The organism is Lysobacter sp. SCRH-1R (assembly GCF_057747855.1).
The window spans coordinates 1,300,213-1,323,408 of the sequence record NZ_CM173227.1; the positions used below are offsets into that span (position 1 = coordinate 1,300,213).

At 69.9% G+C, this 23,196-nt stretch carries 10 protein-coding genes; 6 read left to right on the forward strand and 4 right to left on the reverse strand.

Features of this window, described 5'->3' with window-relative positions:
- Positions 1 to 269 precede the first annotated feature (269 nt).
- Genes AC3ANK_RS05930 through AC3ANK_RS05950 form a run of 5 tightly spaced genes read left to right on the forward strand, consistent with a single transcriptional unit; the run spans position 270 to position 16,848 of the window.
- Positions 270 to 7,523, forward strand: coding sequence for an amino acid adenylation domain-containing protein (locus tag AC3ANK_RS05930; RefSeq protein ID WP_484172380.1), 7,254 nt, complete (start codon positions 270 to 272; stop codon positions 7,521 to 7,523).
- Positions 7,520 to 13,639 carry an amino acid adenylation domain-containing protein gene (locus AC3ANK_RS05935; protein WP_484172381.1) on the forward strand — a complete coding sequence of 2,040 codons (6,120 nt, stop codon included), beginning with the start codon at positions 7,520 to 7,522 and terminating at the stop codon, positions 13,637 to 13,639. Before AC3ANK_RS05930 ends, AC3ANK_RS05935 begins: the two co-directional genes overlap by 4 nt.
- The gene (locus AC3ANK_RS05940) at positions 13,636 to 14,445 is read left to right on the forward strand and encodes a hypothetical protein (protein ID WP_484172382.1); all 810 of its coding nucleotides are present in this window, start codon (positions 13,636 to 13,638) and stop codon (positions 14,443 to 14,445) included. The genes AC3ANK_RS05935 and AC3ANK_RS05940 overlap by 4 nt, the downstream gene beginning before the upstream one ends.
- Positions 14,442 to 15,347, forward strand: a complete 906-nt coding sequence (locus AC3ANK_RS05945; protein ID WP_484172383.1) for a serine aminopeptidase domain-containing protein — start codon at positions 14,442 to 14,444, stop codon at positions 15,345 to 15,347. Before AC3ANK_RS05940 ends, AC3ANK_RS05945 begins: the two co-directional genes overlap by 4 nt.
- 4 nt (positions 15,348 to 15,351) lie before the next feature.
- Positions 15,352 to 16,848 (forward strand): oligosaccharide flippase family protein, encoded by a 1,497-nt coding sequence (locus tag AC3ANK_RS05950; RefSeq protein WP_484172384.1) that lies wholly within the window; start codon positions 15,352 to 15,354, stop codon positions 16,846 to 16,848.
- Positions 16,849 to 17,169: 321 nt separating this feature from the next.
- On the opposite strand, the gene AC3ANK_RS05955 is transcribed toward AC3ANK_RS05950, so the two are convergent.
- Entirely contained in the window at positions 17,170 to 19,014 is a 1,845-nt protein-coding gene (locus AC3ANK_RS05955) for a choice-of-anchor Q domain-containing protein (RefSeq protein WP_484172385.1), read from the reverse strand.
- 117 nt (positions 19,015 to 19,131) lie between these two features.
- Here AC3ANK_RS05955 and AC3ANK_RS05960 point away from each other — a divergent pair, with 117 nt between their 5' ends.
- Positions 19,132 to 19,887 (forward strand): YdcF family protein, encoded by a 756-nt coding sequence (locus AC3ANK_RS05960; RefSeq protein WP_484172386.1) that lies wholly within the window; start codon positions 19,132 to 19,134, stop codon positions 19,885 to 19,887.
- Positions 19,888 to 20,011: 124 nt separating this feature from the next.
- On the opposite strand, the gene AC3ANK_RS05965 is transcribed toward AC3ANK_RS05960, so the two are convergent.
- Genes AC3ANK_RS05965 through AC3ANK_RS05975 form a run of 3 tightly spaced genes read right to left on the reverse strand, consistent with a single transcriptional unit; the run spans position 20,012 to position 23,178 of the window.
- Entirely contained in the window at positions 20,012 to 21,259 is a 1,248-nt protein-coding gene (locus tag AC3ANK_RS05965; protein ID WP_484172387.1) for a glycosyltransferase family 4 protein, read from the reverse strand.
- A 9-nt stretch (positions 21,260 to 21,268) separates the two neighbouring features.
- Positions 21,269 to 22,417, reverse strand: coding sequence for a glycosyltransferase family 2 protein (locus AC3ANK_RS05970; RefSeq protein ID WP_484172388.1), 1,149 nt, complete (start codon positions 22,415 to 22,417; stop codon positions 21,269 to 21,271).
- Entirely contained in the window at positions 22,414 to 23,178 is a 765-nt protein-coding gene (locus AC3ANK_RS05975) for a polysaccharide deacetylase family protein (RefSeq protein ID WP_484172389.1), read from the reverse strand. Before AC3ANK_RS05975 ends, AC3ANK_RS05970 begins: the two co-directional genes overlap by 4 nt.
- Between the last annotated feature and the right edge of the window lie 18 nt (positions 23,179 to 23,196).

The window sequence follows — 23,196 nt, forward strand, 5'->3', positions numbered from 1 at the left end:
CGGCAGCAACCGATCGCGCGAGGCCAGGGCGGCCCGCGTCGCGGCGCCGGACGTCCGGCACGCGGCAACCGGTCCGTTGCCACGTCGCGTCGCGACGACCTGCCTGCGGACGTGCCTGCAATTCGCCGCACGACGCATCCGCGCGCAATGACGCGGCGGAGCCGGCGCGGCAACCGGCGTTGACGCAACCGGCGGCCGATCGCCGCCGGTTTGCACGTGATCGTTGCCGACGGCGCCGCGCGCCGTGCGCATTGGAGAGGAGCAGGTGCATGGGTACCCGGGCTGAAGCGGCACAGGACATTCGCGGCGCGACGCCGGCCATCGATTCGCCGCTGCTCGACGTGCTTCCGCAGCACGCCGGCGCAACCGATGGCGCCACGCAGCCGCTCGTCCTCACGCTTCCGGACGACGTGGCCGGCGCATCGCGCGATGCGCGCACGATGCTCGTCGCCGCGCTCGCCTCGGTGGATGCATGGCTGTCGGGCGCGGGTGAAATCGTGGCGACGGTGAAGCGCGGCAACGCGTGGCGGCAGCTGCGCATCGCCATCGATGGCATCGATGCGGGTCGCCTTGCGACCGCGATCGACACGGCCGATGCGATCGACGCCCCGCAGCCGTGCGCGTGGTGCGTGCCGGAGGCCGACGACGCGCCCGCGTTCGCCGCCTCGTCCTGGCGCATCGAGGGAGCGCAGCTGCACGTCACGTTCCGCGACCCGCTGTCGCGCGAAGCCATCGTGCTGCTCGGCGATGCGACCGTCCGCGCGCTCGCGACGCTCGCATCCGACCCCGCCTCGCCGCTTTCGAGGATCGGCACTCCGGATGCCGCCGACCGCTCGCACCAGATCGACGACTGGGCCCTCGCGCCGCCCGCCCGCACGCAGCACGAAACCGTGCACGCCTGCTTCGCGCAGGCACTCGCGGCGTGGCCGCAGAACACCGCCGTCGTCCATCGCGATGCCGCCATCACCTACGCCGAACTCGACCGCCGCGCCGCCTCGCTCGCCACGCGCCTGCGCGAGGCGGGCGTCGTCGCCGGGGACATCGTCGGCGTCGCACTGCCACGCTCCCTCGACGCCGTGGTCGCACTGCTCGGCGTGATCAAGGCAGGCGCCGCGTACCTGCCGCTGGACCTTGCGCTGCCAGCCGACCGCGTCGCCTTCATGATCGACAACGCGCGCGTGCGCGTGCTGGTCGTCGATCCCGCGATCGAAGCCGCCGCGATGCCGCGCGATGCCGCGCGCGTGAACGTGCACGGCGACGATGCCCCGTTCGACGGCGAACCCGCCATCGACGGCGATTCGCTCGCGTACGTGCTCTTCACCTCCGGCTCCACCGGCGTGCCGAAGGGCGTGGAGATCCGCCACCGCTCGCTGGTCCGCCGACTGCACGGCGTCGATTACGTCGCCCTCGACACCGGCACCCGCCTGCTGCACCAGGCGCCGCTGGGCTTCGACATTTCCGGGCTCGAGATCTGGGGCGCGCTGTTCAACGGCGGCACGATCGTGGTGCACGATGAAGTGGCGCCGACCACGGCGCGCCTGCGCGAAACCATCGCGCGGCACGACGTCAACGCAGGGATCATGGCCGTCGCGCTGTTCAACGCCGTGGTCGACGAGGACGCGACGATCCTGGCCGGGATGCGCGATCTGATCGTCGGCGGCGAAGCGCTGTCGGTCGATCACATCCGCCGCATGCAGGCCGCCGCGCCGGCGCTGCGCCTGCACAACGGCTACGGCCCGACCGAGTGCACGATCATGTGCACCTCGCATCCGATTCCGCGCGACCTGCCGGCCGATGCGGCGACGATCCCGATCGGCCGTCCGCTGCAGGACACCAGCGCGTACGTGTTCAACCGTCGCCTGCAGCTGCTGCCGACGGGCGTGATCGGCGAGTTGTGCGTGGGCGGCGTCGGCGTCGCGCGCGGCTATCTCGCGCGGCCGGAGCTCAATGCGGAGCGCTTCGTGCCCAATCCCTTCATCGAAGGCGACGTGCTGTATCGCACGGGCGACCAGGTGCGCCTGCGCGAGGATGGGCTGATCGAGTTCGTCGGCCGCACCGATGCGCAGGTGAAGATCCGCGGGCACCGCATCGAGCTGACCGAGGTCGAAGCCGTGCTCGCGCGGCATCCGTCCGTCGCTTCGTCCATCGTCGTCGCGCGCGCGGATTTCCCCGGCGAAAAGCGCCTGGTCGCGTACTACGTCGAATCCGGCATCGAAGCCCACGCGCCGCAGCTGCGCGCGCATTTGGCCGCCGCGCTGCCGCCGTACATGGTGCCGACGCGTTACGTGCGGCTGGACGAACTGCCGCGCACGGTCAATGGCAAGATCGACCGACGGGCCTTGCCCGCGCCGGATCGCCGCCGTCCGGAACTCACCGTCGATTTCGCCGAGCCGGCGACATCGCTCGAGCGCCGATTGTGCGATGCGTTCGGCGCGCTGCTCGACGTCGAGGGCGTGGGCCGCGACGACAACTTCTTCGAACTCGGCGGCAGCTCGCTGCTCGCCGTGCGCCTGGCCGAGCAGATCCGCGTGGAAGGCTGGCAGGCCGACGGCAGCGGTCCGCGCGTGGCGGCGCCGACGATCTTCCAGCACCCGACGCCGGCGCGGCTCGCGATCGTGCTGGAAGGCGGGCAGGCCACGCATGCGCCGACCCGCCGCACGGTGGATGCGCGCGAGCCCATCGCCATCGTCGCGATGGCCGGGCGTTTCCCCGGCGCGGACGACGTCGAAGGCTTCTGGAACAACCTCTGCGAAGGCCGCGATTCGATCACCAAGTTCCGCATCGACGAGCTCGATCCGGCCGTCAATGCGAGCGAACGCAACGATCCGGCCTACGTCGCCGCGCGCGGCGTGATCGACAACGTCGAGCTGTTCGACGCGGCGTTCTTCGGCATCGGCCCGCGCGAGGCGGAGCTGATGGATCCGCAGCAGCGCATCTTCCTGGAGCTGTGCTGGGAATGCCTGGAACGCGGCGGCCATGCGCCGGACGCCGCCGGCGTCACCGGCGTCTTCGCGGGAATGAACAACGCCACCTACTTCCAGCGCCACGTGTCCGCGCATCCGGACCTGGTGAGCCGCGTCGGCGCGTTGCAGGTGATGCTCGGCAACGAGAAGGACTACATCGCCACGCGCGTGGCGCACAAGCTCAACCTCACCGGCCCGGCGGTGGCGGTGCACTCGGCGTGCTCGACGTCGCTGGTCGCGATCGCGCAGGCGGTGGAAAGCCTGCAGGCCGGCCTGTGCGACATGGCGCTCGCGGGTGGCATCGCGGTGACGTGCCCGCCGCGCAGCGGTTACCTGTACCAGGAAGGTTCGATGCTCTCGCCCGACGGCCACACGCGCACATTCGACGCGAACGCGAAGGGCACGGTGTTCGGCGATGGCGCAGCGGTGGTGCTGCTGAAGCGATTGTCGGATGCGATCGCCGACGGCAATCCCGTGTACGCCGTGATCCGTGGCAGCGCGCTCAACAACGACGGCGCCAACCGCGCCAGCTTCACCGCGCCGAGCAGCGAAGGCCAGGCCGCGGTGGTCGCGCTCGCGCACGACAAGGCCGGCGTCGATCCGCGCAGCATCAGCTACGTCGAAGCGCATGGCACGGCGACGCCGCTGGGCGATCCGATCGAGATCGAGGGCCTCACCCGCGCGTTCCGTCGCGGTACGCAGGACAGCGGCTTCTGCCGCATCGGTTCGCTCAAGAGCAACGTCGGCCACATGGTGACCGCGGCCGGTGCGGCGGGCGTGATCAAGACCGCCCTCTCGCTGCACGAGAAGCGCATCCCGGCGAGCATCCATTTCGAGTCGCCGAACCCGACCATCGATTTCGCCAGCACGCCGTTCGTCGTCAACGCGCGCATGAGCGCATGGGAACGCGACGGCGACGCACCGCGCCGCGCGGGCGTGAGTTCGTTCGGCCTCGGCGGAACCAACGCGCACGCCGTGCTGGAGGAAGCGCCGCCGCTGCCCGAGTCCGGCGAAGCCGAAGGCCCGCAGCTGCTGGTGCTGTCCGCGCGCACGCCGGCGGCGCTGGGCGCGGCCGTGAACCGGCTGGCCGATCACCTCGACGCGCATCGCGATGCGAACCTCGCCGACGTGGCGTGGACGCTCGCGGTCGGGCGCAAGGCATTCGCGCATCGCATCGCCATCGCGGCCGACGACGTGCCGTCCGCGATCGAAACCCTGCGCGCGCCCGACACGCAGGCCGACGCCGCGCGCAGCCGGCCGGCCCGCGCGGCCGGCGTCGTCTTCATGTTCCCGGGGCAGGGCGCGACGTACCCCGGCATGGGGCGCAGCCTGTACGAAGCCGAGCCCGTGTTCCGCGACGCGCTGGACGAATGCGCGAAGCTGCTGCGCGCCGACCTCGGCTTCGATCTCCGCGAGCGCCTGTTCGCGGAAGACTCCGAAGCATTGCTGCCGACCTCGATCATGCAGCCGGCGACGTTCGCCATCGAATACGCGCTGGCGAAGCTGTGGATGGCGCGCGGCATCGAGCCCGTCGCCATGATCGGCCACAGCATCGGCGAGTTCGTCGCCGCGACCCTGGCCGGCGTGTTCGAACTACGCGATGCGCTGCACCTCATCGCGCGCCGGGGTGCGTTGATGCAGGCGCAGCCGGCCGGTTCGATGCTGTCGATCCGCCTCCCGGCCGACGCCGTGCGCGAACGCCTGCCGCAGGCGCTCTCGCTCGCGGCGGAGAACTCGCCGCTGGCCTGCGTGGTCGCCGGGCCGTCGGACGCGGTCGCCGCGTTCCAGGCGCAACTGGAAGGCGAGGGGATCGCCTGTCGCGCGCTGCGGACGTCGCACGCGTTCCACTCGGCGATGATGGAGCCGGTGGTCGCGCCGTTCCGCGAGGCCGTCGCGGCGGTGCGCCTCAATCCGCCGACGCGGCCCATCGTGTCCACCGTCACCGGCGCGCCGCTGCGCGACGACGAAGCGACGTCGCCCGGCTACTGGGCGCGCCACCTGCGCGAGGCGGTGCGTTTCTCCGGCGCGTTGCAGGCGCTGGTGGAGGATCCCTCGCGCGTGCTGCTGGAAGTGGGCCCGCGCGGCACGCTGAACGCGCTCGCGCGCCAGCAGCCGGCCGTGCAGAAGCAGCGCATCGCCACCGTCGCCAGCCTGTCGGACAACCCCGCGAGCGAGCGCCGCGACCTCGTCGACGCAGCCGGCCGGCTCTGGAGCCAGGGCGCGGCGATCGATCCGGCCGCGTTCGACACGCGCGCGATCCGCCATCGCCTGCGCCTGCCGACCTATCCGTTCGAGAGACAACGTTATTGGGTGGAGGCGGTTGCCGCGAGCCCGGGCAACGTCGTCCCGCACCCGGCGGTCGCCACCGCCGCACGAACCAACACCGTACTGGAGACCGTCATGCCGCAGTCCCTGCCCGCCGCCGCCGCCGTCCCCGCCGTGCCCGCTCCCGGCCGTCGCGAACGCCTGGTCGGGCAATTGCGCGGCCTGTTCGAGAACATCGCCGGCTTCGACATGAGCGACGCCGACGCGGACACCAACTTCATCGAACTGGGCCTGGACAGCCTGATGCTGACGCAGGTCGCGGTGCAGTTGCAGAAGACCTTCGAGGTACCGGTGAACTTCCGCCAGCTGATGGGCGATTGCAGCAGCCTGGATCGCCTGGCCGGCATGCTCGACGCGACGCTGCCCGCCGACCCCGCGCCGGCGCCCGTGCAGGCGGCGACTGCCGCGCCGATGGCCCTTTCGCCGGTTGCGGTCGCGCCCGTCGCGCTGCCCGCGCTGGAAGGCGGCAACGACTTCACCCGCCAGGTGATCGCCCAGCAGATGCAGCTGATGGCGCAGCAGCTGGCGTTGCTGTCGGGCGGCGCAGTCGCTCCCGTGGCCACTGCTCCGATCGCCGTACCTGCGCCCGTCGCCGCCGCACCCGCCGTCGCCGCGCCCACCGCAGCCGCGCCGGTGCAGAAGCCGGCCGTCGAAGGCGAGGAAGACACCGGCGCCGTGCAGCAGAAGTACGACGTGAAGAAGGCCTTCGGCGCGATCGCGCGCATCGAGAACCACGTCGATACCGACCTGTCGCCGCAGCAGAAGGCCAAGCTCGATGCATTCATGGACCGCTACGTCGCGCGCACGCGCAAGTCGAAGGAATACACGCAGGCCAACCGTTCGCAGCTCGCCGATCCACGCGTCGTCAACGGCTTCCGTCCGCTGACGAAGGAGATCGTCTACCAGATCGTCGTCGAACGTTCCAAAGGTTCCCGCGTCATCGACATCGACGGCAACGAATACGTCGACGCGCTCAACGGCTTCGGCATGAGCCTGTTCGGCTGGCAGCCGGACTTCGTGCTCGATGCCGTGCGCGAACAGCTCGACAAGGGGTACGAGATCGGCCCGCAGCACCCGGTCGCCGGCGAAGTCGCGCAGCTGGTGTGCGAACTCACCGGGCACGATCGCGCCGCACTGTGCAACACCGGTTCCGAAGCCGTGCTCGGCGCGCTGCGCATCGCGCGCACGATCACCGCGCGCAGCACGGTGGTGCTGTTCACCGGGTCGTACCACGGCATCGTCGATGAAGTGATCGTGCGCGGCACCAAGTCGCTGCGCGCCGTGCCGGCGGCGCCGGGCATCCTGCGCAACACCGCCGAGAACGTGCTCGTGCTCGATTACGGCACGCCCGAGGCGATGGAGATCATCAAGTCGCGCATCCACGAGATCGCCGCGGTGCTGGTCGAACCCGTGCAGAGCCGCCGCCTGGACTTCCGTCCGGTCGATTTCCTCAAGGAACTGCGCCAGCTCACGCAGGACAACGGCGCGCTGCTGATCTTCGACGAAGTGGTCACCGGCTTCCGTTCGAATCCCGGCGGCGTGCAGGCGATCTTCGGCATCAAGGCCGACATCGCGACCTACGGCAAGGTCGTCGGCGGCGGCTTCCCCATCGGCGTGATCGCCGGCAAGCGCGAGTACATGGATGCGCTGGACGGCGGCCACTGGCAGTACGGCGACGATTCGGTGCCGACGGTGGGCGTGACGTACTTCGCCGGCACGTTCGTGCGCCATCCGTTGGCGCTGGTCGCGGCGAAGGCGGTGCTCGAACACTTCAAGGCCGACGGCGGCGAACTGCAGAAGCGCCTGAACGCGAAGACCGAAGCGCTCGCCGCGGACATCAACGCGTTCTGCGCAGACGTTGGCGCGCCGGTGTCGGTGAAGCAGTACGCCTCGGCGTGGAAGACGCACTGGCACGAGGCGCACCCGCTGCAGGACCTGCTGTTCGCGTCGATGCGCATGCGCGGCATCCACATCCTCGACAACTTCCCGTGTTTCATCACCACCGCGCACAGCGATGAGGACATCGCGCGCATCGCTACGGCGTTCAAGGAAGCGGTCGCCGAACTGCAGGACATGGAACTGCTGCCGCGACGCGCGGCGACGCCGAAGACGGTGATGGACGCCAGCAGGCCCGTTGTGCCCGGCGCGCGCCTGGGCCGCGAACCGGACGGCACGCCGGCGTGGTTCGTGCCCAATCCGGAGCAGCCCGGCCGGTACATGAAGGTGAGCGCATGAATGCAGCCATGTTCGACAGGAGCCGGGACAAGGCCGGCGGCGCCGATACCGCCGTCGATTACGACCCGTTCGCCGACGGCCCGCTGGCGCGCGTCGCGCCGACGACCGAACCGCAGCGCGAAGTGTGGCTCGCCGACCAGCTCGGTCGCGATGCGTCGCTGGCGTACAACGAGTCGATCTCGCTGGATTTCCGCGGCCCGCTCGACGCCGACGCGCTGCACGAGGCGCTGCGCGGCCTGGTCGCGCGCCACGACATCCTGCGCGCGAACTTCGGCCCCGACGGCAAGACGCTGTGCGTGGCCGACGAACGCGCCATCGAACTGTCGCTGACCGACCTCTCCGCGCTGGAAGACGCCGCGCGCGACGCGCGCATCGCCGCGCACGCGCGCGAGGCGGTGGAAACGCCGTTCGATCTCGACCATGGCGTGCTGTTCCGCGCGCAGCTGCTGCGCCTGTCCGACGATCACCATCACCTCGTGCTCACCGCGCACCACATCGTGTGCGACGGCTGGTCGTGGTGGGTGATCGTGCGCGAGCTCGGCGCGCTGTACTCGCAGGCGCGGGGTCATGCGTCGCAGACGCTGCCGCCGGCCGAATCGTTCGCCGATTACGCGCTGGCCGAAGCCGAACATCCGCACGGCGCGACGTACCGGGCCGACGAGGCGTACTGGCTCGGACGCTTCGCCGACGGCGGACCGGTGCTCGACCTTCCGACCGATCGCACGCGTCCGTCGCGTCGCACGTTCCCGTCGATCCGCGAGGATCATCTGCTCGACAACGATCTCGTCGCCGCCGTGCGCCGCCTCGGCGCGCGCCAGGGCGCGAGCCTGTTCGCGACCCTGCTCGCCGGTTTCGCCGGCTTGTTGTCGCGCCTGACCGCGCAGAACGACGTGGTGATCGGCATTCCGGCCGCCGGCCAGTCGGTCGATGGCCACGACCATCTCGTGGGCCATTGCGTGAACCTGCTGCCGCTGCGGTTCGAGCTGGACCACGCGCAGCCCTTCGAACAGGCATTGGGCGGCGCGCAGTCGACGCTGCTCGACGCGATCGAACACCAGCGCTACACCTTCGGCACGCTGCTGAAGAAGCTGCCGTTGCAGCGCGATCCCGCGCGCCTGCCGCTGTGCAGCGTGATGTTCAACATCGACCAGGCGATGGACCAGGAAAGCACCGGCTTCCACGGCCTGGGCATGCGCCTGATCACCAATCCGCGCAGTTACGAGAACTTCGAACTGTTCGTCAACGCGGTGCAGGTGCAGGGCGGCATGCGGCTGGAATGCCAGTACAACACCGACCTGTTCGACAACGCGACGATCCGCCGCTGGCTCGCCGCGTACGAGACGCTGTTGCGCGAAGCCGTCGCGCGGCCGGACCTTCCGTTCGGGCGGCTGTCGGTGGTGTCCGAAAGCGCGCGCGCGGAACTCCAGGCGTTGCAGCCCGCGCCGGTGGCGTTCGACCGCGAATGTCGCATGCACGAGGCGTTCGAACGCCAGTGCGACCGCACGCCCGATCGCATCGCCGTCGAGTTCGACGACGCGCACGTGCGCTACGACGAACTGGAAGCTCGCGCCAACCGCATCGCGCACTTGCTACGAAAGCGCGGCGTGCATCGCGGTTCGCTGGTGGGGCTGGTGCTCGATCGCGGCGTGGACATGCTCGCCGGCCTGCTCGGCGTGCTGAAGGCGGGCGCGGGTTACGTTCCGCTGGACCCGAATTTCCCCGCCGAACGCCTGGGCTACATGGCCGGCGACGCGGGCCTGGCCGCGCTGCTGACGACAAGCAAACACGCAGGCAACTTCGACCTGCGCGGCCGTCCGGTGTTGTCGCTCGACACGCTGGACGATGAACTCGCCGCGCTGCCGCATTCGCGCATCGGTCGCGACGAAGGCGCAGCGGAGCCGGAATCGATCGCCTACGTCATCTACACCTCCGGTTCGACCGGCCGCCCGAAGGGCGTGCAGGTGCCGCATCGCGCGGTCAGCAATTTCCTGTCGAGCATGGCGAAGGAACCGGGCCTGGACGCGGACGATCGCCTCGTCGCGGTGACCACGCTTTCGTTCGACATCGCCGTGCTTGAACTGCTGCTGCCGCTGTCGGTCGGCGCGCGCGTCGTGCTCGCCGATCGCGTGACCGCCGCCGATGGCGTCGCGCTGAAGGCGCTCATCGCCAGCAGCGGCGCGACCGTAATGCAGGCGACGCCGGCGTCGTGGCGTTTGCTGCTCGATGCGGAGTGGCAGGGCGATGCGGACTTCAAGATCCTCTGCGGCGGCGAAGCGCTGCCGCCGGATCTGGCGACACAGCTGCTCAAGCGATGCGGTTCGCTGTGGAACGTGTACGGCCCAACCGAAACGACGGTGTGGTCGACGTGCTCGCGCGTGCTGGATGCGTCCGACATCCATATCGGGCGGCCGATCGACAACACGCAGGTGTGGATCCTCGATCCGCGCGGCGAGCTGTGCCCGCTCGGCGTGCCGGGCGAGATCTGGATCGGCGGCGATGGTGTGACGCTGGGGTATCTCAACCGACCCGAACTCACGTCCGAACGTTTCGTGCCCGATCCTTTCGCGGGCTCGAGCGGCGCGCTGCTGTATCGCACGGGCGATCGCGGGCGCTGGCGCCCGGATGGCGTGCTCGAACACCAGGGACGCCTGGATTTCCAGGTGAAGGTGCGCGGCTACCGCATCGAACTGGGCGAGATCGAAGCGCTGCTGGCGGCGCATGCGCAGGTCGCGCGTGCGGTGGTGGTCGCGCGTGAGGATCGCCCGGGCGACGTGCGGCTGGTGGCGTACGTGGTGGGCGAAGGTGCGTCGTCGCTGGACGAAGCCGCGCTCGCGTCGTACCTCAAAGGCTCGCTGCCCGATTACATGATCCCGCAGCACATCCTGTTCCTCGACGCGATCCCGCTGCTGCCCAACGGCAAGATCGACCGCAAGTCGCTGCCGGCGCCGGACCTCACCGCGAAGCTCGCCGGCGAACGCGTGGCGCCGCGCAACGCGCTGGAGCGCACGATCGCCGACGCCATGGCGAAGGTGCTCGGCGTCGCGGAAGTCGGCGTGGACGATGATTTCTTCTCGCTCGGCGGGCACTCGCTGCTCGCCGCGCAGCTGACTTCGCGCATCAACAAGGAGCTGGGCATCGCGCTGTCGCTGCGTGCGCTGTTCGACGGGCCGACCGTCGCCAAGCTTGCGCGCATGGTGCAGGGCATCGACGGCGAAGCCGCGCCGAAACGCGAGCCGATCAAGCCACTGGAAGATCGCACGCGCGGTCCGATGTCGGTGATGCAGGAGCGCCTGTACCTGCTCGAACAGTTCAATCCCGGCCAGATCACCTACAACACGCCGAGCGCGCATCGCCTGCGCGGGCCGTTGCAGCTGGATGCGTTCCAGGCCGCGCTCAACGCGATGATCCAGCGCCAGAGCGTGCTGCGCACGACGATCGGCCTGGTCGATGGCGAGCCGATGCAGATCGTGCACGACGCGGTCGACGTCGATATCACCGACGTCGTCGACGTGAGCCATCTGCCGAAGGACGAACGCGAAGCGGAAGTGTCGCGGCTGATGGATGCACTGATCCAGACGCCGTTCGAACTGGACCGTGCGCCGCTGATCCGCTCGCGCCTGTTCCGCCTTGGGCCGGAAGAGCACGTGTGGTTCTTCATGACGCACCACCTGATCTGGGACGGCTGGTCGTTCGACCTGATGTACACCGACATGGCCGAACTTTACGCCGCGCAGCTGGAGCAGCGCGAGCCGAAGCTGCCGGAACTGCCGGTGACCTACGCCGATTTCTCGGCGTGGCATCGCGAGTGGCTGCAGGGGCCGGAGTACGCGAAGCAGCTGGCGTTCTGGCGCGAGCGCCTCGGCGGCGCCGGCCACGCGATCGAAGCGCTGCCCACCGACATGCCGCGTCGCCCGGGCATGTCGGGGCGCGGCGTCACGCATCGCATCACCGTCGGCAACGACGTGACCGCGGCGCTGCACGACACCGCGCGCAAGGTCGACGCCACGCTGTACATGGTGCTGCTCACCGCATATTTCGCGCTGATCAGCCGTACCTCGAACCTGCGGGAGCTGATCGTCGGCACGCCGGTGCGCGGGCGCAACACGGCCGAGGTGGAGAACCTGATGGGGTACTTCACCAGCCTGTTGCCGCTGCGCATGGAGATCGATCCGTCGATGACCTTCGCGCAGGCGGTGAAGCAGGTGAAGGACGTGGTGCTCGACAGCTTCGCGCATCCGGACGTCCGCCTGGAGGACCTGGTGCGCGAGTTGAGCGTGCGCAGTCGCGAAGGCGGCGCCGTGCTGTACCACGCGCTGTTCTCGTTCCAGGACATCCGCCAGCGCATGTGCGAATGGGGTCCGCTCACGCACGAGCGCTATCCGGTGTTCCAGACGGCATCGACGCAGGACCTCGGCCTGTGGTTCGTCGAACAGGACACGGGCCTGTCGGGCGGCTTCATCTACAACGCGGACATCTTCCTCGACGAAACCGCGGCGCTGCTGCGCGATCGCTACGTCGCCGTGCTGAAGGCGCTGGGGCGCGATCCGTCGCTGACGCTGGAGCAGATCACCCGGTTCGACGACGGCCAGCCGCTGTGCTTCGGACGCAGCATCGAGGCCGACCCGCTCGCCGCGGAAACCCCGGCGACCATCGACGCCGAATTGTACGAGCCGCTCGACGCACTGGGCGAACAACTGCTCGAGATCTGGCGCGACCTGCTGCGCAAGCCGGACATCGGCGCGGACGACGATTTCTTCGCGCTGGGCGGGCATTCGCTGCAGGCGGTGCAGATGTTCCACCGTTTCAACCGCCAGACCGGCGTGAACCTGCCGCTGGCGACGCTGCTCTCCGCGCGCACCGTGCGTGCGCTCGCGCGCGAGTACCACCGCGCGAAGAACGATGCCGACGTGCAGGCCGACGGCGCGCGCCCGGACCCGTGGGCGCCGCTGGTGCCGATCCGTCCGCAGGGCGACGCGGCGCCGCTGTTCCTCGTGCATGCGGTCGGCGGCAACGTGCTGAACTACCGTCCGCTCGCCGACGCGATGCCCGCGGGCATTCCCGTCTACGGTCTTCAGGCGCTGGGGCTCGACGGCCGCACGGCGCCGCTGGAACGCGTGGAGGCGATGGCCGAACGCTACGTGCGCGAGATCCGCAGCGTGCAGCCGCACGGTCCGTACCACCTGGCGGGCGGTTCGATGGGCGGCATCATCGCCTTCGAGATGGCGCAGCAACTGATGGCGGCGGGCGAAACCGTCGGCATGCTGGGGCTGATCGACACGTCGGCGGAATTCGGCATCCGCTATCGCGCGCAGGCGCAGCGTGGATTCACCGGACGCGTGCAGCGGCTGCATCGTCGCATGCAGGGGCAGACGCTGGGCGAGCGCATCGCGACTATCGGCGGTGTCGTCAACGGCCGTCTGCAGGCGTCGAAGCTGCGCCAGCAGGCGCAACAAGCGCGCGATGCGGGCGAGGCGCTGCCGCACAGCGTGCGCTATGCCGAACTGGAAGCCACCCACATGCGCGCGTACGTGCAGTACATCGTGAAGCCGTACGCGGGGGCGATCGTGCTGTTCCGCGCCGAGAACCAGCCGCCGGAACTGAGCGCGAAGCCGAAGCTCGGCTGGGAAGCGATGTGCGGTGCGGTGGAGGTCGTACCGGTGCCCGGCGATCACCGCGGCATGATCGAATCGCCGTCGCTGGTGGCGAAGCTCAGCGCGGCGATCCTGCGCGCGCAGGGCGGGGCTGCGTCCGTCGATGGCGCGGAGACCACTCCGGCCCAAGCGCGTGCGAAGCGATACGACGACACGGTCGCCGACGACGATCCGCGCGCGACGTACCTGCGCGGAGTGTGGAAGGAACTGCTCGGCGTGGACGTCGGGCCGCAGGACAACTTCTTCGACCTGGGCGGCAACTCGATGCTCGCGGTGCAGATGTCCAGCCGCGTCGCGAAGGACACCGGCGTGCGCATCCAGCTGATGCGCCTGGCCGCGACGAATCTCGTGCAGATCGCCGCGGACCTGCCGTCGCACATCGTCCCGGAGGAACGCGGCGGCGTCGGCGCGCGCATGGCGCGCAGCATGAAGCGCCTGCTGCGCACGCCGGGAGCGGTGGAATGAGCGCGCCGTTCTTCTTCGGTGCGCCGGGCCGCAGCCTGTTCGGCCTGCTGCACGCGCGCGACGACGCGGAGCCTGCGTCGAAGCACGCGCTGCTGCTGTGCGCGCCGCTGCTGCAGGACGGCATCCGCAGCCATCGTGCGCTGTGGTCGCTCGCGCAGACGGTGGGGCAGTACGGCATTCCGGCGCTCACGTTCGACTGGTACGGCACCGGTGATTCCGCCGGGCAGGACGCCGAGCTGAGCCTGTCGGGCATGCTCGATGATCTCGATCGCGCGAGCGTGGAGGCGATGCGTCGCGGCGAAGTGTCGCAGGTGCAGTTCCTCGCGCTGCGCAGTGCGGCGCTTCCGCTGCTGGCCGCGCTGGAGCGGCGCGTCGATCCGGTCGATGTCGTGCTGTGGGATCCGCAGCTCGACGGCGACAGGCTCGTCGCGTCGTGGAGGGAACAGCATCGCCAGCAGGTGCACGAAAGCGGCCGTTACGTCGGCGTGGTGCACGAATCCGACGATGGCGAGCTGCTCGGCTTCGGCGTGAGCGATGCGTTGCTGGATGCGCTCGCGGCGCTCGACGCCGCGCAGCTGCGCCTGCCGCGCGGAAGCCGCGTGCGCATGGCGGTGTGGGAGATGGACGAGGAACTGGACCGCTTCGCGCGCGAGCAGCGCGCCGGTGGCGTGGCGGTGGAGGCGGTGCTGCTCGACGAAGGCGAGCGCCCGGAATGGAGCGTGCCGTCGCGCTTCGGCGGCCAGGTGTTCCCGCGCCGCGCCGTGGCCCAGCTCGCGCAGCGCATGACCGGACAGGTGCCGTGGTGAACCTGCAATTCAACGAGAAACGACTCGACGCGCGCGTGCCCGAAGCGCGCCTGGAATCCGCGCCCGCGCCCACGCGCGAACGCACGCCTGGACCCGCGCAGGACGCCTTCATCGAAACGGCGCATCGCTTCGGCGATGGCCTCGTCGGCGTGATCACGCGCCCGGATGGCGTCGCATCGAAGATCGGCGTGTTGCTGCTCAACGCCGGCCTCACGCGCCACACCGGCCCGTTCCGCGCACACGTCGACATCGCGCGCATGCTCGCGGCGCAGGGCTTCGCGGTTCTGCGCTTCGATCAGTCGGGGCTGGGCGACAGCGAGCTGCCGGGCAAGGCGTCCGGCGAACGTCGCCACCGCGAAACCGACGCGGCGATGCGCCTGCTCGCACAGGAGGCGGGCGCCGAACGCTTCGTGCTGTGCGGCCTGTGCTCGGGTGCTGACGATGCGTTCCACGTGGGCGCGGTCGATCCGCGCGTGGCCGGCGCGATCCTGCTCGATGGCGTCGCGTATCCCACGCCCGGCTTCTGGGTGCGGCATGCACTGCCGCGGCTGCTGGATTTCGGCAAGGTGCTGCGCTTCCTCATGTCGCGCCGCAATCCACGCCCTTCGCTGTCGGATTTCCGCGACTGGCCCGCGCGCGCGCAGGCGCAGCGCATGCTCGCCGACATGGTCGCGCGGGATACGCGGCTGCTGTTCGTCTTCACCGGCGGCGCCTATCACTACTTCAACCATCGCGCGCAGTTGCCCGCGAGTCTCGGTCGCGCCGCGCAGGAGAAACAGGTGAGCCTGGAATTCTGGCGCGAGTACGACCACACCTTCTACCTGCGCAAGCATCGCCGCGTGCTGCTCGCGCGCATCGCGGCCTGGATGCGCGAACAGTTCGGCGACGCGGGGACGCCCTGACCCGATGACCGCGTCCACGCCCGGCCTGGCCCGGCATTACCTGCGCTATTCCACCGCCAACCTGTTGGTGATGATGGCGGGGCTGGTGTCCTTCCCGCTGCTCACGCGGCTGCTCGACAACACGCAGTACGGCATCCTGGGCTACTACGAAACCTGGGTGCTGATGGCGGTGGCCGTCGCCAAGCTCGGCGCGCAGCATTCGATCCAGCGCTTCTATCCGCACGGCGGCGACGACGCGCGCATGCGTTCGTTCGCCACCAACCTGTTCTACCTGCCGATGATCGGTTCGCTGGCGTTGTGGGCGTTGGTCGGCGCGATCGTGATCGTGCACGGCTACGTCACCGGCGAGGGGCATTCGCCGGTGTTCTGGATGGCGCTGGTGATGACGCCGATGCTGGTCTATTCCAGCCTGGTGGAAACCGTGCTGCGCGTGACCGAGCAGTCGCGCACGGTGATGCTCACGCGCGTGGCGTGGCGGTGGCTGCAGCTGGCGCTGATGCTCGGCGCGGTGCTCGCCGTGCAGCACACCGCCGCGGCGGCGTACGGCGGAAAGCTGCTGGCGGTGGTGATCGGCATGGTGTTCTACCTCGCGTGGGCGCGGCGGCACCTGCATTTCGCGCGACGCTCGATGGATCCGGCGGAACTTCGCCAGTCGTTCGCGTACGGCATGCCGCTGGTGGCGACGGAGATCCTCGCCGTCGCGCTGGTGTCGATCGATCGCATCATGCTCAAGAGCCTGTCCGGCGATTTCGCGGTGGTGGGCATCTACAGCGTCGGCGCGGCGCTGGCGATGCAGGTGCACATGTTCATGAACCTCACCCTGTTCGAGTCGTTCACGCCGGCGGCCAACCGCGTGTTCACCACCGACGGCGCGGCGGCCGTGCGCACGCTCAAGCGAACGATGCTCGTGCCGATGACCTATGCCGCGATCGGCGTCGCGATATTGCTGTGGTGCCTGGGCACGGACCTCATCATCGCGCTGAGCGGCGCGGACAAGTCGCGATCGGGCCCGGTTTTCGAGTGGATGGGCGCGATGAACGCGGTGCTGCCGGTGGTGCTGGTGTGCGGCTTCGGCCTGGTGCTGGAACGGCGCACGAAGACGGTGCTGGCGTTGATGGGCCTGGCGGTGGCGGTGAACTCGCTGCTCAACCTGCTGTGGATTCCCGCGTACGGCGTGATGGGCGCGGCGTACGCGACCCTGGTGAGTTCGACGGTGTCGAGCGTGGCGGCATGCCTGCTCGTGGATCCCGCGCTGCGCCAGTTCCCGGATCGACGCACGTTGGGAACGGTGGCGGTCGCGGCGTTGGCGGCGCTCGCCGGTGAATGGCTCACGCTGCAGCTGTCGCTGCGCCCCGGCTGGCAGCGGATGCTGGTCGGCGGAATGCTGATCGGCGGGCCGTATCTGCTGGTGCTGCTGACACTGGACGCCCGGCTGCGCGGGATGCTGCATCCGAAGCTGCGCGCGGTGCAGCGGCGGGTGGGGGAGGGGGTGGCGGGGTAGCGGCTTGGAGTTGTCGTTGCTGTTGCTGTTTGTTGTTGGTGTCGGCGTTATGCCGTTGTTGCTGCTGTTGTAGCCCGGGTAAGCGAAGCGCACCCGGGTCGGAGGCGCCCCGCGCTCCCCGGGTGCGCTGCGCTTACCCGGGCTACAGGAGCTGTTGTTGTTGGTGTGGGGTTATGCCGTTGTTGTTGCTGTTGTAGCCCGGGTAAGCGAAGCGCACCCGGGTCGGAGGCGCCCCGCGCTCCCCGGGTGCGCTGTGCTTACCCGGGCTACAGGAGCGCCACTCCGATGAGCGTGCAGGTCATCGGCGCAGGCATGCCCTCGTCACGCCGTCTTCCGCCCCCGCATCTTCCGCAGCGCCGCCGCCACGCCGGCGGTCAACAACGAAGCCGCCGCCAGCGTGCCGATCATCCACGTCGACGACTGCTTCGGCGCCGCTGCGCCGGTCGTGTCGTCGATCGCAGCATCTTCCGCACGCGAGCCAGGTTCCCGCGCGGCAGGCGCACCCGCGGCCGGCGCGCCCACCGTCGGCGCGCCCGCCTGGCCGTCCTGGAACTCCACCGCCCCGATGTCCGCCGCCGAGCCCTTCGGCCGCGACTGGCGCAGGAAATCCGAGGTCACGCTGGTCTGCTGCGTCGCGCGGTCGATCAGCGGGCTGCCCGCGAGCGGCATCGGATCGAACGTCGAAAGCTCGATGCTCGCCAGCTTAGGCTCGCGCCCGCACACGTTGCCGGCCGGGCACATGTCGTCCTTGACGTTCCAGAACGCGTTGCCTTCGAAGCTCACCACCGCCGTGCTCTTGTCGGCGTAATGCGCGCAGCTGCGCATGTCGCCGTCGCTGGCGGTGACGTCCTTCTGGCCGATCAGCGCATTGTTCTGGATTTCCGCGCGCGAGCTCGCGTTGCCCCCGGCGGTGAGGATCAGACAGTCGCCTTCGCCGGTGATGGTGTTGTGGCGCACGGTCGCGGTTTGTTTCGGACCGACGCCGACCGACAACGCATTGCCGTACGCGCGGCACATGTCGCCGTCGCTCATGTCGTATTTCCCGTGGAAGTACGCGCACTGGCCGACGATCACCGAGTTCTCGACCAGCGCGTTCCCCGCGGTCTTCACCTGGTTGCCCGCGTTCGCCGCGGCGTACACGCGGCGCACGACGACGGTGGCGGTCTTCGATTCGTCGGTGTACAGCAGATCGAGTCCGTCGGAGGTGTTGTGGTGGATGCGCGAATCTTCCACCAGCCAGTGGCCGTTGGTCCGGCCGGTGCCGAGGCCGTCGCCGTAGCCGCCTTCCTCCTGCGCCCAGCACGCGAACGGTTCGCCGGTCTGCCAGCGCTCGGCGCAGCCGTTCCAGGCGATTTCCACGTTGCGGAACACGATGTCGCCTTCGTTGGAACTCTCGCCTTCGCCCACGTCGCCGTCCCAGCCGGCCCAGCCGTTGGCGTGGATGCGCACGCGTTCGATCGTCCAGTCGCGCAGGCCGCCGGCCATGATGCCGCGGCCCGACAGGCCGTGGATGTCCAGATCGTGCAGCCACACGTTCTTCGAACGCTTGGCGCCGATGCCGATCGACGCCCATTGCCCGAACGGCGGCGAGTCGCGCTCGCAACGCACGGCGTCGTTCGCGTGGAATTCGACGCAATCGCTCTTGTCGGTGATCTCGAGGCATCCGACTTCGACGTTGTCGGCGTCCTGCAGGTTGAGGACGAGGTCCACGCGGTTGGTGCCCCACAGTTTCGGTGGCGCCTTGCAGCCGCTGTCGAAACCCGCGCCGAGGATGCGCGTGCGCGCCTGCGGCGTGCCGCTCGGCGGCGCGGCCGGATAGCAGTCGTAGGGCGCGCTCGAATCGCAGCGCGTGCTTTTCGTCGAAAGGCCTGGCGATTCCCAGCCGATCATGTATTCGCCCGGGCCGATGATCAGCGTGTCGCCGCCGTCGATGCGCGGGCGATCGCTGGTCGGCAACGCGTAGTTCGGATGACGCCATGCGCAGTCCACGCCGCTGCCGCTGCCGGGATACGGCGCGTCGGCCCGACCGTTGCACTGTTCGTCGTCGCCGCCGTCGGTGCGGACGTAGTACGTGTCGGCGAACGCGGGCACGGGCATCGCCATCGCGGCTAGCGCGCACGCGGGCAGCAGGGCGAAGGCGAGGGGACGAAGCCGCAGGATGGCCATGTCGGATTCCGGCGCGGGGGAGGGATCGGGCAGGGCCCGTTACCGTGGAGAACGCGTTGCGCGCGCATGTTCGGCCGCCTCGCGCCCATGGCCCGTTCATGCAAGACTGCGCCGGCCATGCACTCCCTCCTGCTCTCGCCGATGACCTGGGCCCTGCTGTGGATGGCGGCCACGTGGCTGACGTGGGCGCGGGCCCGCGCGTGGTGGCGCGTGGTGCTGGCGATCGCGGGCATCGCGATCGTGCTGCTGTGCACGCCGCTGGGCGCGAATACGCTGATCCGCATGGTCGAAGGCGGCGTTCCCCGCGAGGCGCGCTGCGATGCGCGGGATGCGCAGGCGCCGATCGTGGTGCTCGCCGGTGGCCTGCAGGACGAACCACGCGCGCACGACGATTACATCGCGCTGACGCCGTCGAGCTGGCGTCGGCTGCGGGGCGGCGTCGAACTGTGGCGCCGTGGCGCGCCGGTGACGATGACCATCGCCGGCGGCGGGCCGTTCGCGATCAGCGAGGCGGCGGTGCTCGCGCGGCTCGCGCAGGACTGGGGCGTGCCGGCGCAGTGGCTGCGCGAGGAAGCGCAATCGACCACCACCTGGGAAAGCGCGATGGCGTTGCGCGGCACGTTGCCGGCGCGCGTGCGCGTGGTGAGTTCGGCCACGCACCTGCCGCGCGCGGCGGTGGCGTTCCGCGCGGCGGGCTTCGTGCCGTGCATGGTGGCGAGCGATTCGGCGTATGTGCCGATGGGAAGCGTCGGGTACTTCCTGCCGCAGCTGTCGGCGATGCAGAAGACGCAGGTGGCGCTGTATGAGGTGATGGGGGTGGTGAGTTATCGATGGCGGGCGCGGGGGCGTGGGCCTGGTTCGTCGGCCCGATAGTCGTGGTGGCTTCTGGAGCCCGGGCAAGCGAAGCGCACCCGGGTTGGAGAAGTGGCCGCGCCCCGGGTGCGCTTCGCTTACCCGGGCTACAACGGCCAGGAGAAATGGCGAACGCAGGGTTGCGCTAGGCCTCCACCGCCCCCAGCGTCGCCGCAGCCGCGCGCACCGGCCGCAGGTTCCCGCCCAGCAACGGCTCGTACGCACGCAGCAGCCGCGTGCCGATCGCATCCCAGCCGTACTCGTCTTCCGCCAGTCGACGCGCCTGGATGCCGAGTGCGGTCGTGCGCTCCGGGGACTGGAGCAGCGACAACACGGATTCGGCGAAGGCCTCCGCATCGTCCGCATACAACGCGCTGCGGCCATGGCGAAGGGCGATGCCTTCGCTGCCGACGGTAGTGGTGACGATCGCCTTGCCCAGCGCCATCGCCTCGAGCACCTTCAGCCGCGTGCCGCTGCCCGCGCGCAACGGGACGACGTAGACCGACGCGTCGTGCACGTGCGGACGCAGGTCGTCGACGAAACCGGCGAGGTCGACGTTCGCGCGCACGTTGGCGGGAACATCGAAGCCTTCGGCCTTGCCGACCAGTTCGAAGCGCGCCGTCGGGCGGCGCGCGAGGATGCGCGGGAACACCTCGCGCAGGAACCAATCCACGCCATCGCGATTCGGAAACCAGCCCATCTGGCCGACGAACACCAGCCGTTCCGCATCCGGCGCGTGCGCGGCGGGGCGGTTCGTTTCCAGATCGACGCCATTGGCGACGACGTGCACGTTGCAGTCCGGCACGAGTTCGCGCAGCCCCTGCGCATCCACCTGCGAGCACGCCAGCACCGCGTCGGCCCGCTCGCAGGCGCGACGCTCGAACGCCCGCAACCTGTCGACCTGGCCGGAAAGGAAGCGCCGCGCCCACGGTCGTGTTTCGATCCCGGCGCGCGCGGCGAGCAGGCGATGCTCGACGTTGTGCGCGTTCAGCGCGATCGGCACGCCGTCGGGCACGCAGTCCGCGTGCGCGATCAGCGGCAGCATGTCGAAGTGCACCAGATCGGCATCGCGCGCGAGAGCGCTCAGCCGCGCGCGCAGCGCGGGCGAGTCGTACTTGGCGACGAGGAAAGGCGTCGGCGTGAGCGTGCCGCGCAGCACCGCGCGCGCGAGCGCGCCACGCGAGCGTTCGCCGGGGATGCGGAAGGTTTCCACGCGCACCATCGCCGCGTGCAGCGTCGCGGCTTCGTCGGGGAGATCGTCCTTGCGCTGGAAGCTCAGCAGCGTCACCTCGTGCTTCGATGCGAGCGCGCGCAGCACGTGCCACGCGCGCAGCTGGTGACCTTCGCGCGGCGGGAAGGGAAGGCGGCTGGTCACGGCAAGGATGCGGGCCATCGTGCGTCCTCAGTGTTTCTTCCACAGCCGCGCCGGGTCCATCGCCAGCGACGCGGGAAGCGACAACAGCGCGGCGAAGTTGAGCATCACGAAACTGCTCGCCGCCGGCAGCAACGGCAATCGCGCGGCCACGCGCGGCAACACCAGTCCACCCAGCGCGCCCGCGTAGGCGAGCAACTGGAGGCCGAAGGCGATGCGATACAGGGCGCCTTCCGCGAACGCGGACGCCGCCAGCGCGACCAGCAACGCCCACGGCACCAGCAGGCGCAGGAACTTGTGCGAGAACCACGCGAAGAACGCCGGGTTCGCGAACGGGTCCAGCAGCCACGGCAGGCGCGCGATCAGCTGCCAGTTGCCCGCGAGCGTGCGCAGCTTGCGCTGGAATTCCTCGTCCACGCTGTGGCTGGCGCGGTCGAGCGCGAGCGCCTCGCGCGCCATCCACACGCGATGGCCCGAGCGCAGCACCTGCAGCGGCATCCACATGTCGTCGAGCACGGTGTTCGCGGGAATCGGCACGAACAACGTGCGGCGCATCGCGTGGATTGAGCCGCTGACGCCATGCAGCCACCCCAGCTTCGCTTCGTCCGAACGCAGGCGTTTTTCCATGCGCCAGTACAGTCCGACGCCTTCGCCGGTGCCGTGATCGGCGGCGGCGATCACCAGCTCGCCGCTCACCGCGCCGATGGACGGATCGGCGAACGGCGCCGCCAACGCGCGCAGCGCGCCCGGTGCGAAGCGTTGCCGTGCATCGGTGAAGGCGACCAGCGGCGTGTCGACCTGGCGCATGCCCAGGGTGAGCGCCGCCGCCTTGCCGACGTTGTGCGGCAGATCGAGCACGCGCACGCGATCGTCGCCGAGCGATGCGGCGGCGCGCGCGGTGCCGTCGCGGCTGCCGTCGCTGATCGCCAGTACCTGCAGCCTGTCGGCGGGGTAGTCCTGGTCGAGGATGTCGCGGATGCGCGCGGCGATGCGCGCTTCCTCGTCGAAGGCGGCGATGACGACGGTCATCGGTTCGCATTCGTCATCGTCGCCGCCGCGCGGATCGTGCAGCGGCGCGTCGCCATAGCGTCGCGCAAGCAACGCCGTGAACAGCGGATAGCCCGCGTACGCCCAGGCGACCAGCGCGATGCACGACCAGAACAGCAGCGCGGCGTTCACAGCAGGCGCTCGCGCAAACGCTGGTAGCCGTCGTTGCCGAGCACGCGCTTGGGCAGCGCGAGCGCGGCGTGACGTGCCTGCATCCAGCGTGCCGGCAATCCGCGCCAGTGCACCAGCGCGGCGAAATCGTCCAGCGAGAGCGTGCGCGTGACCGGCAACCGCTGCAGCCACGCATCGCCACGACGACGCCGGTTCGGCCCCGGCACGGAGCCGAGCAGATGCCGGTAGCCGAGCCGCTGCGCCGCGTTCAGTTCGCGCTCGCCGCCACGACCGCCGGGCAGCGCGAGCGAATCGATCGGCCGGCCGCAGATCGCCTGCAACCGGCAGCGGCTGTCGTCGAGTTCGGCCATCAGGTCGGTCGTGTCCAGGTCCGACAGGAACGCATGCGTGCGTCCGTGCGAGCCGATGCCCATGCCGTGGGCCGCGAGGCGGCGGATGTCGTCCGGCGCGAGCATGCCGCACTGGCCGATGAAGTCGGTGGTGACGAAGAACTCCGCGCGCAGCCCGCGTTCGAGCAGCAGCGGCAGCGCGATCTCGACGTTGGACACGTCGCCGTCGTCGAAGGTGATGATCACGTCGCGTGCATCGCCGGAACCCGACAGCGCGTCTTCCAGCAACGGCGCGCGATGGCCCTGCTGCACCAGCCAGTCGAGCTGCCGCGCGAACATCTCCGGATGCACGCTGTACACCGGATCGAAACGCCCGCGCGAGGACGCCTCGCGGTGCAGGCCGTGGTACATCAGGATGGGAAGCGCGCTCATGTCGATGCCCTCGCCACG

Coding starts and splice junctions, on each gene's coding strand:
- AC3ANK_RS05950 (WP_484172384.1), top strand. CDS start 15,352: ATGACCGCGTCCACGCCCGGCCTGGCCCGGCATTACCTGCGCTATTCC.
- AC3ANK_RS05940 (WP_484172382.1), top strand. CDS start 13,636: ATGAGCGCGCCGTTCTTCTTCGGTGCGCCGGGCCGCAGCCTGTTCGGC.
- AC3ANK_RS05930 (WP_484172380.1), top strand. CDS start 270: ATGGGTACCCGGGCTGAAGCGGCACAGGACATTCGCGGCGCGACGCCG.
- AC3ANK_RS05975 (WP_484172389.1), bottom strand. CDS start 23,178: ATGAGCGCGCTTCCCATCCTGATGTACCACGGCCTGCACCGCGAGGCG.
- AC3ANK_RS05935 (WP_484172381.1), top strand. CDS start 7,520: ATGAATGCAGCCATGTTCGACAGGAGCCGGGACAAGGCCGGCGGCGCC.
- AC3ANK_RS05960 (WP_484172386.1), top strand. CDS start 19,132: ATGCACTCCCTCCTGCTCTCGCCGATGACCTGGGCCCTGCTGTGGATG.
- AC3ANK_RS05955 (WP_484172385.1), bottom strand. CDS start 19,014: ATGGCCATCCTGCGGCTTCGTCCCCTCGCCTTCGCCCTGCTGCCCGCG.
- AC3ANK_RS05965 (WP_484172387.1), bottom strand. CDS start 21,259: ATGGCCCGCATCCTTGCCGTGACCAGCCGCCTTCCCTTCCCGCCGCGC.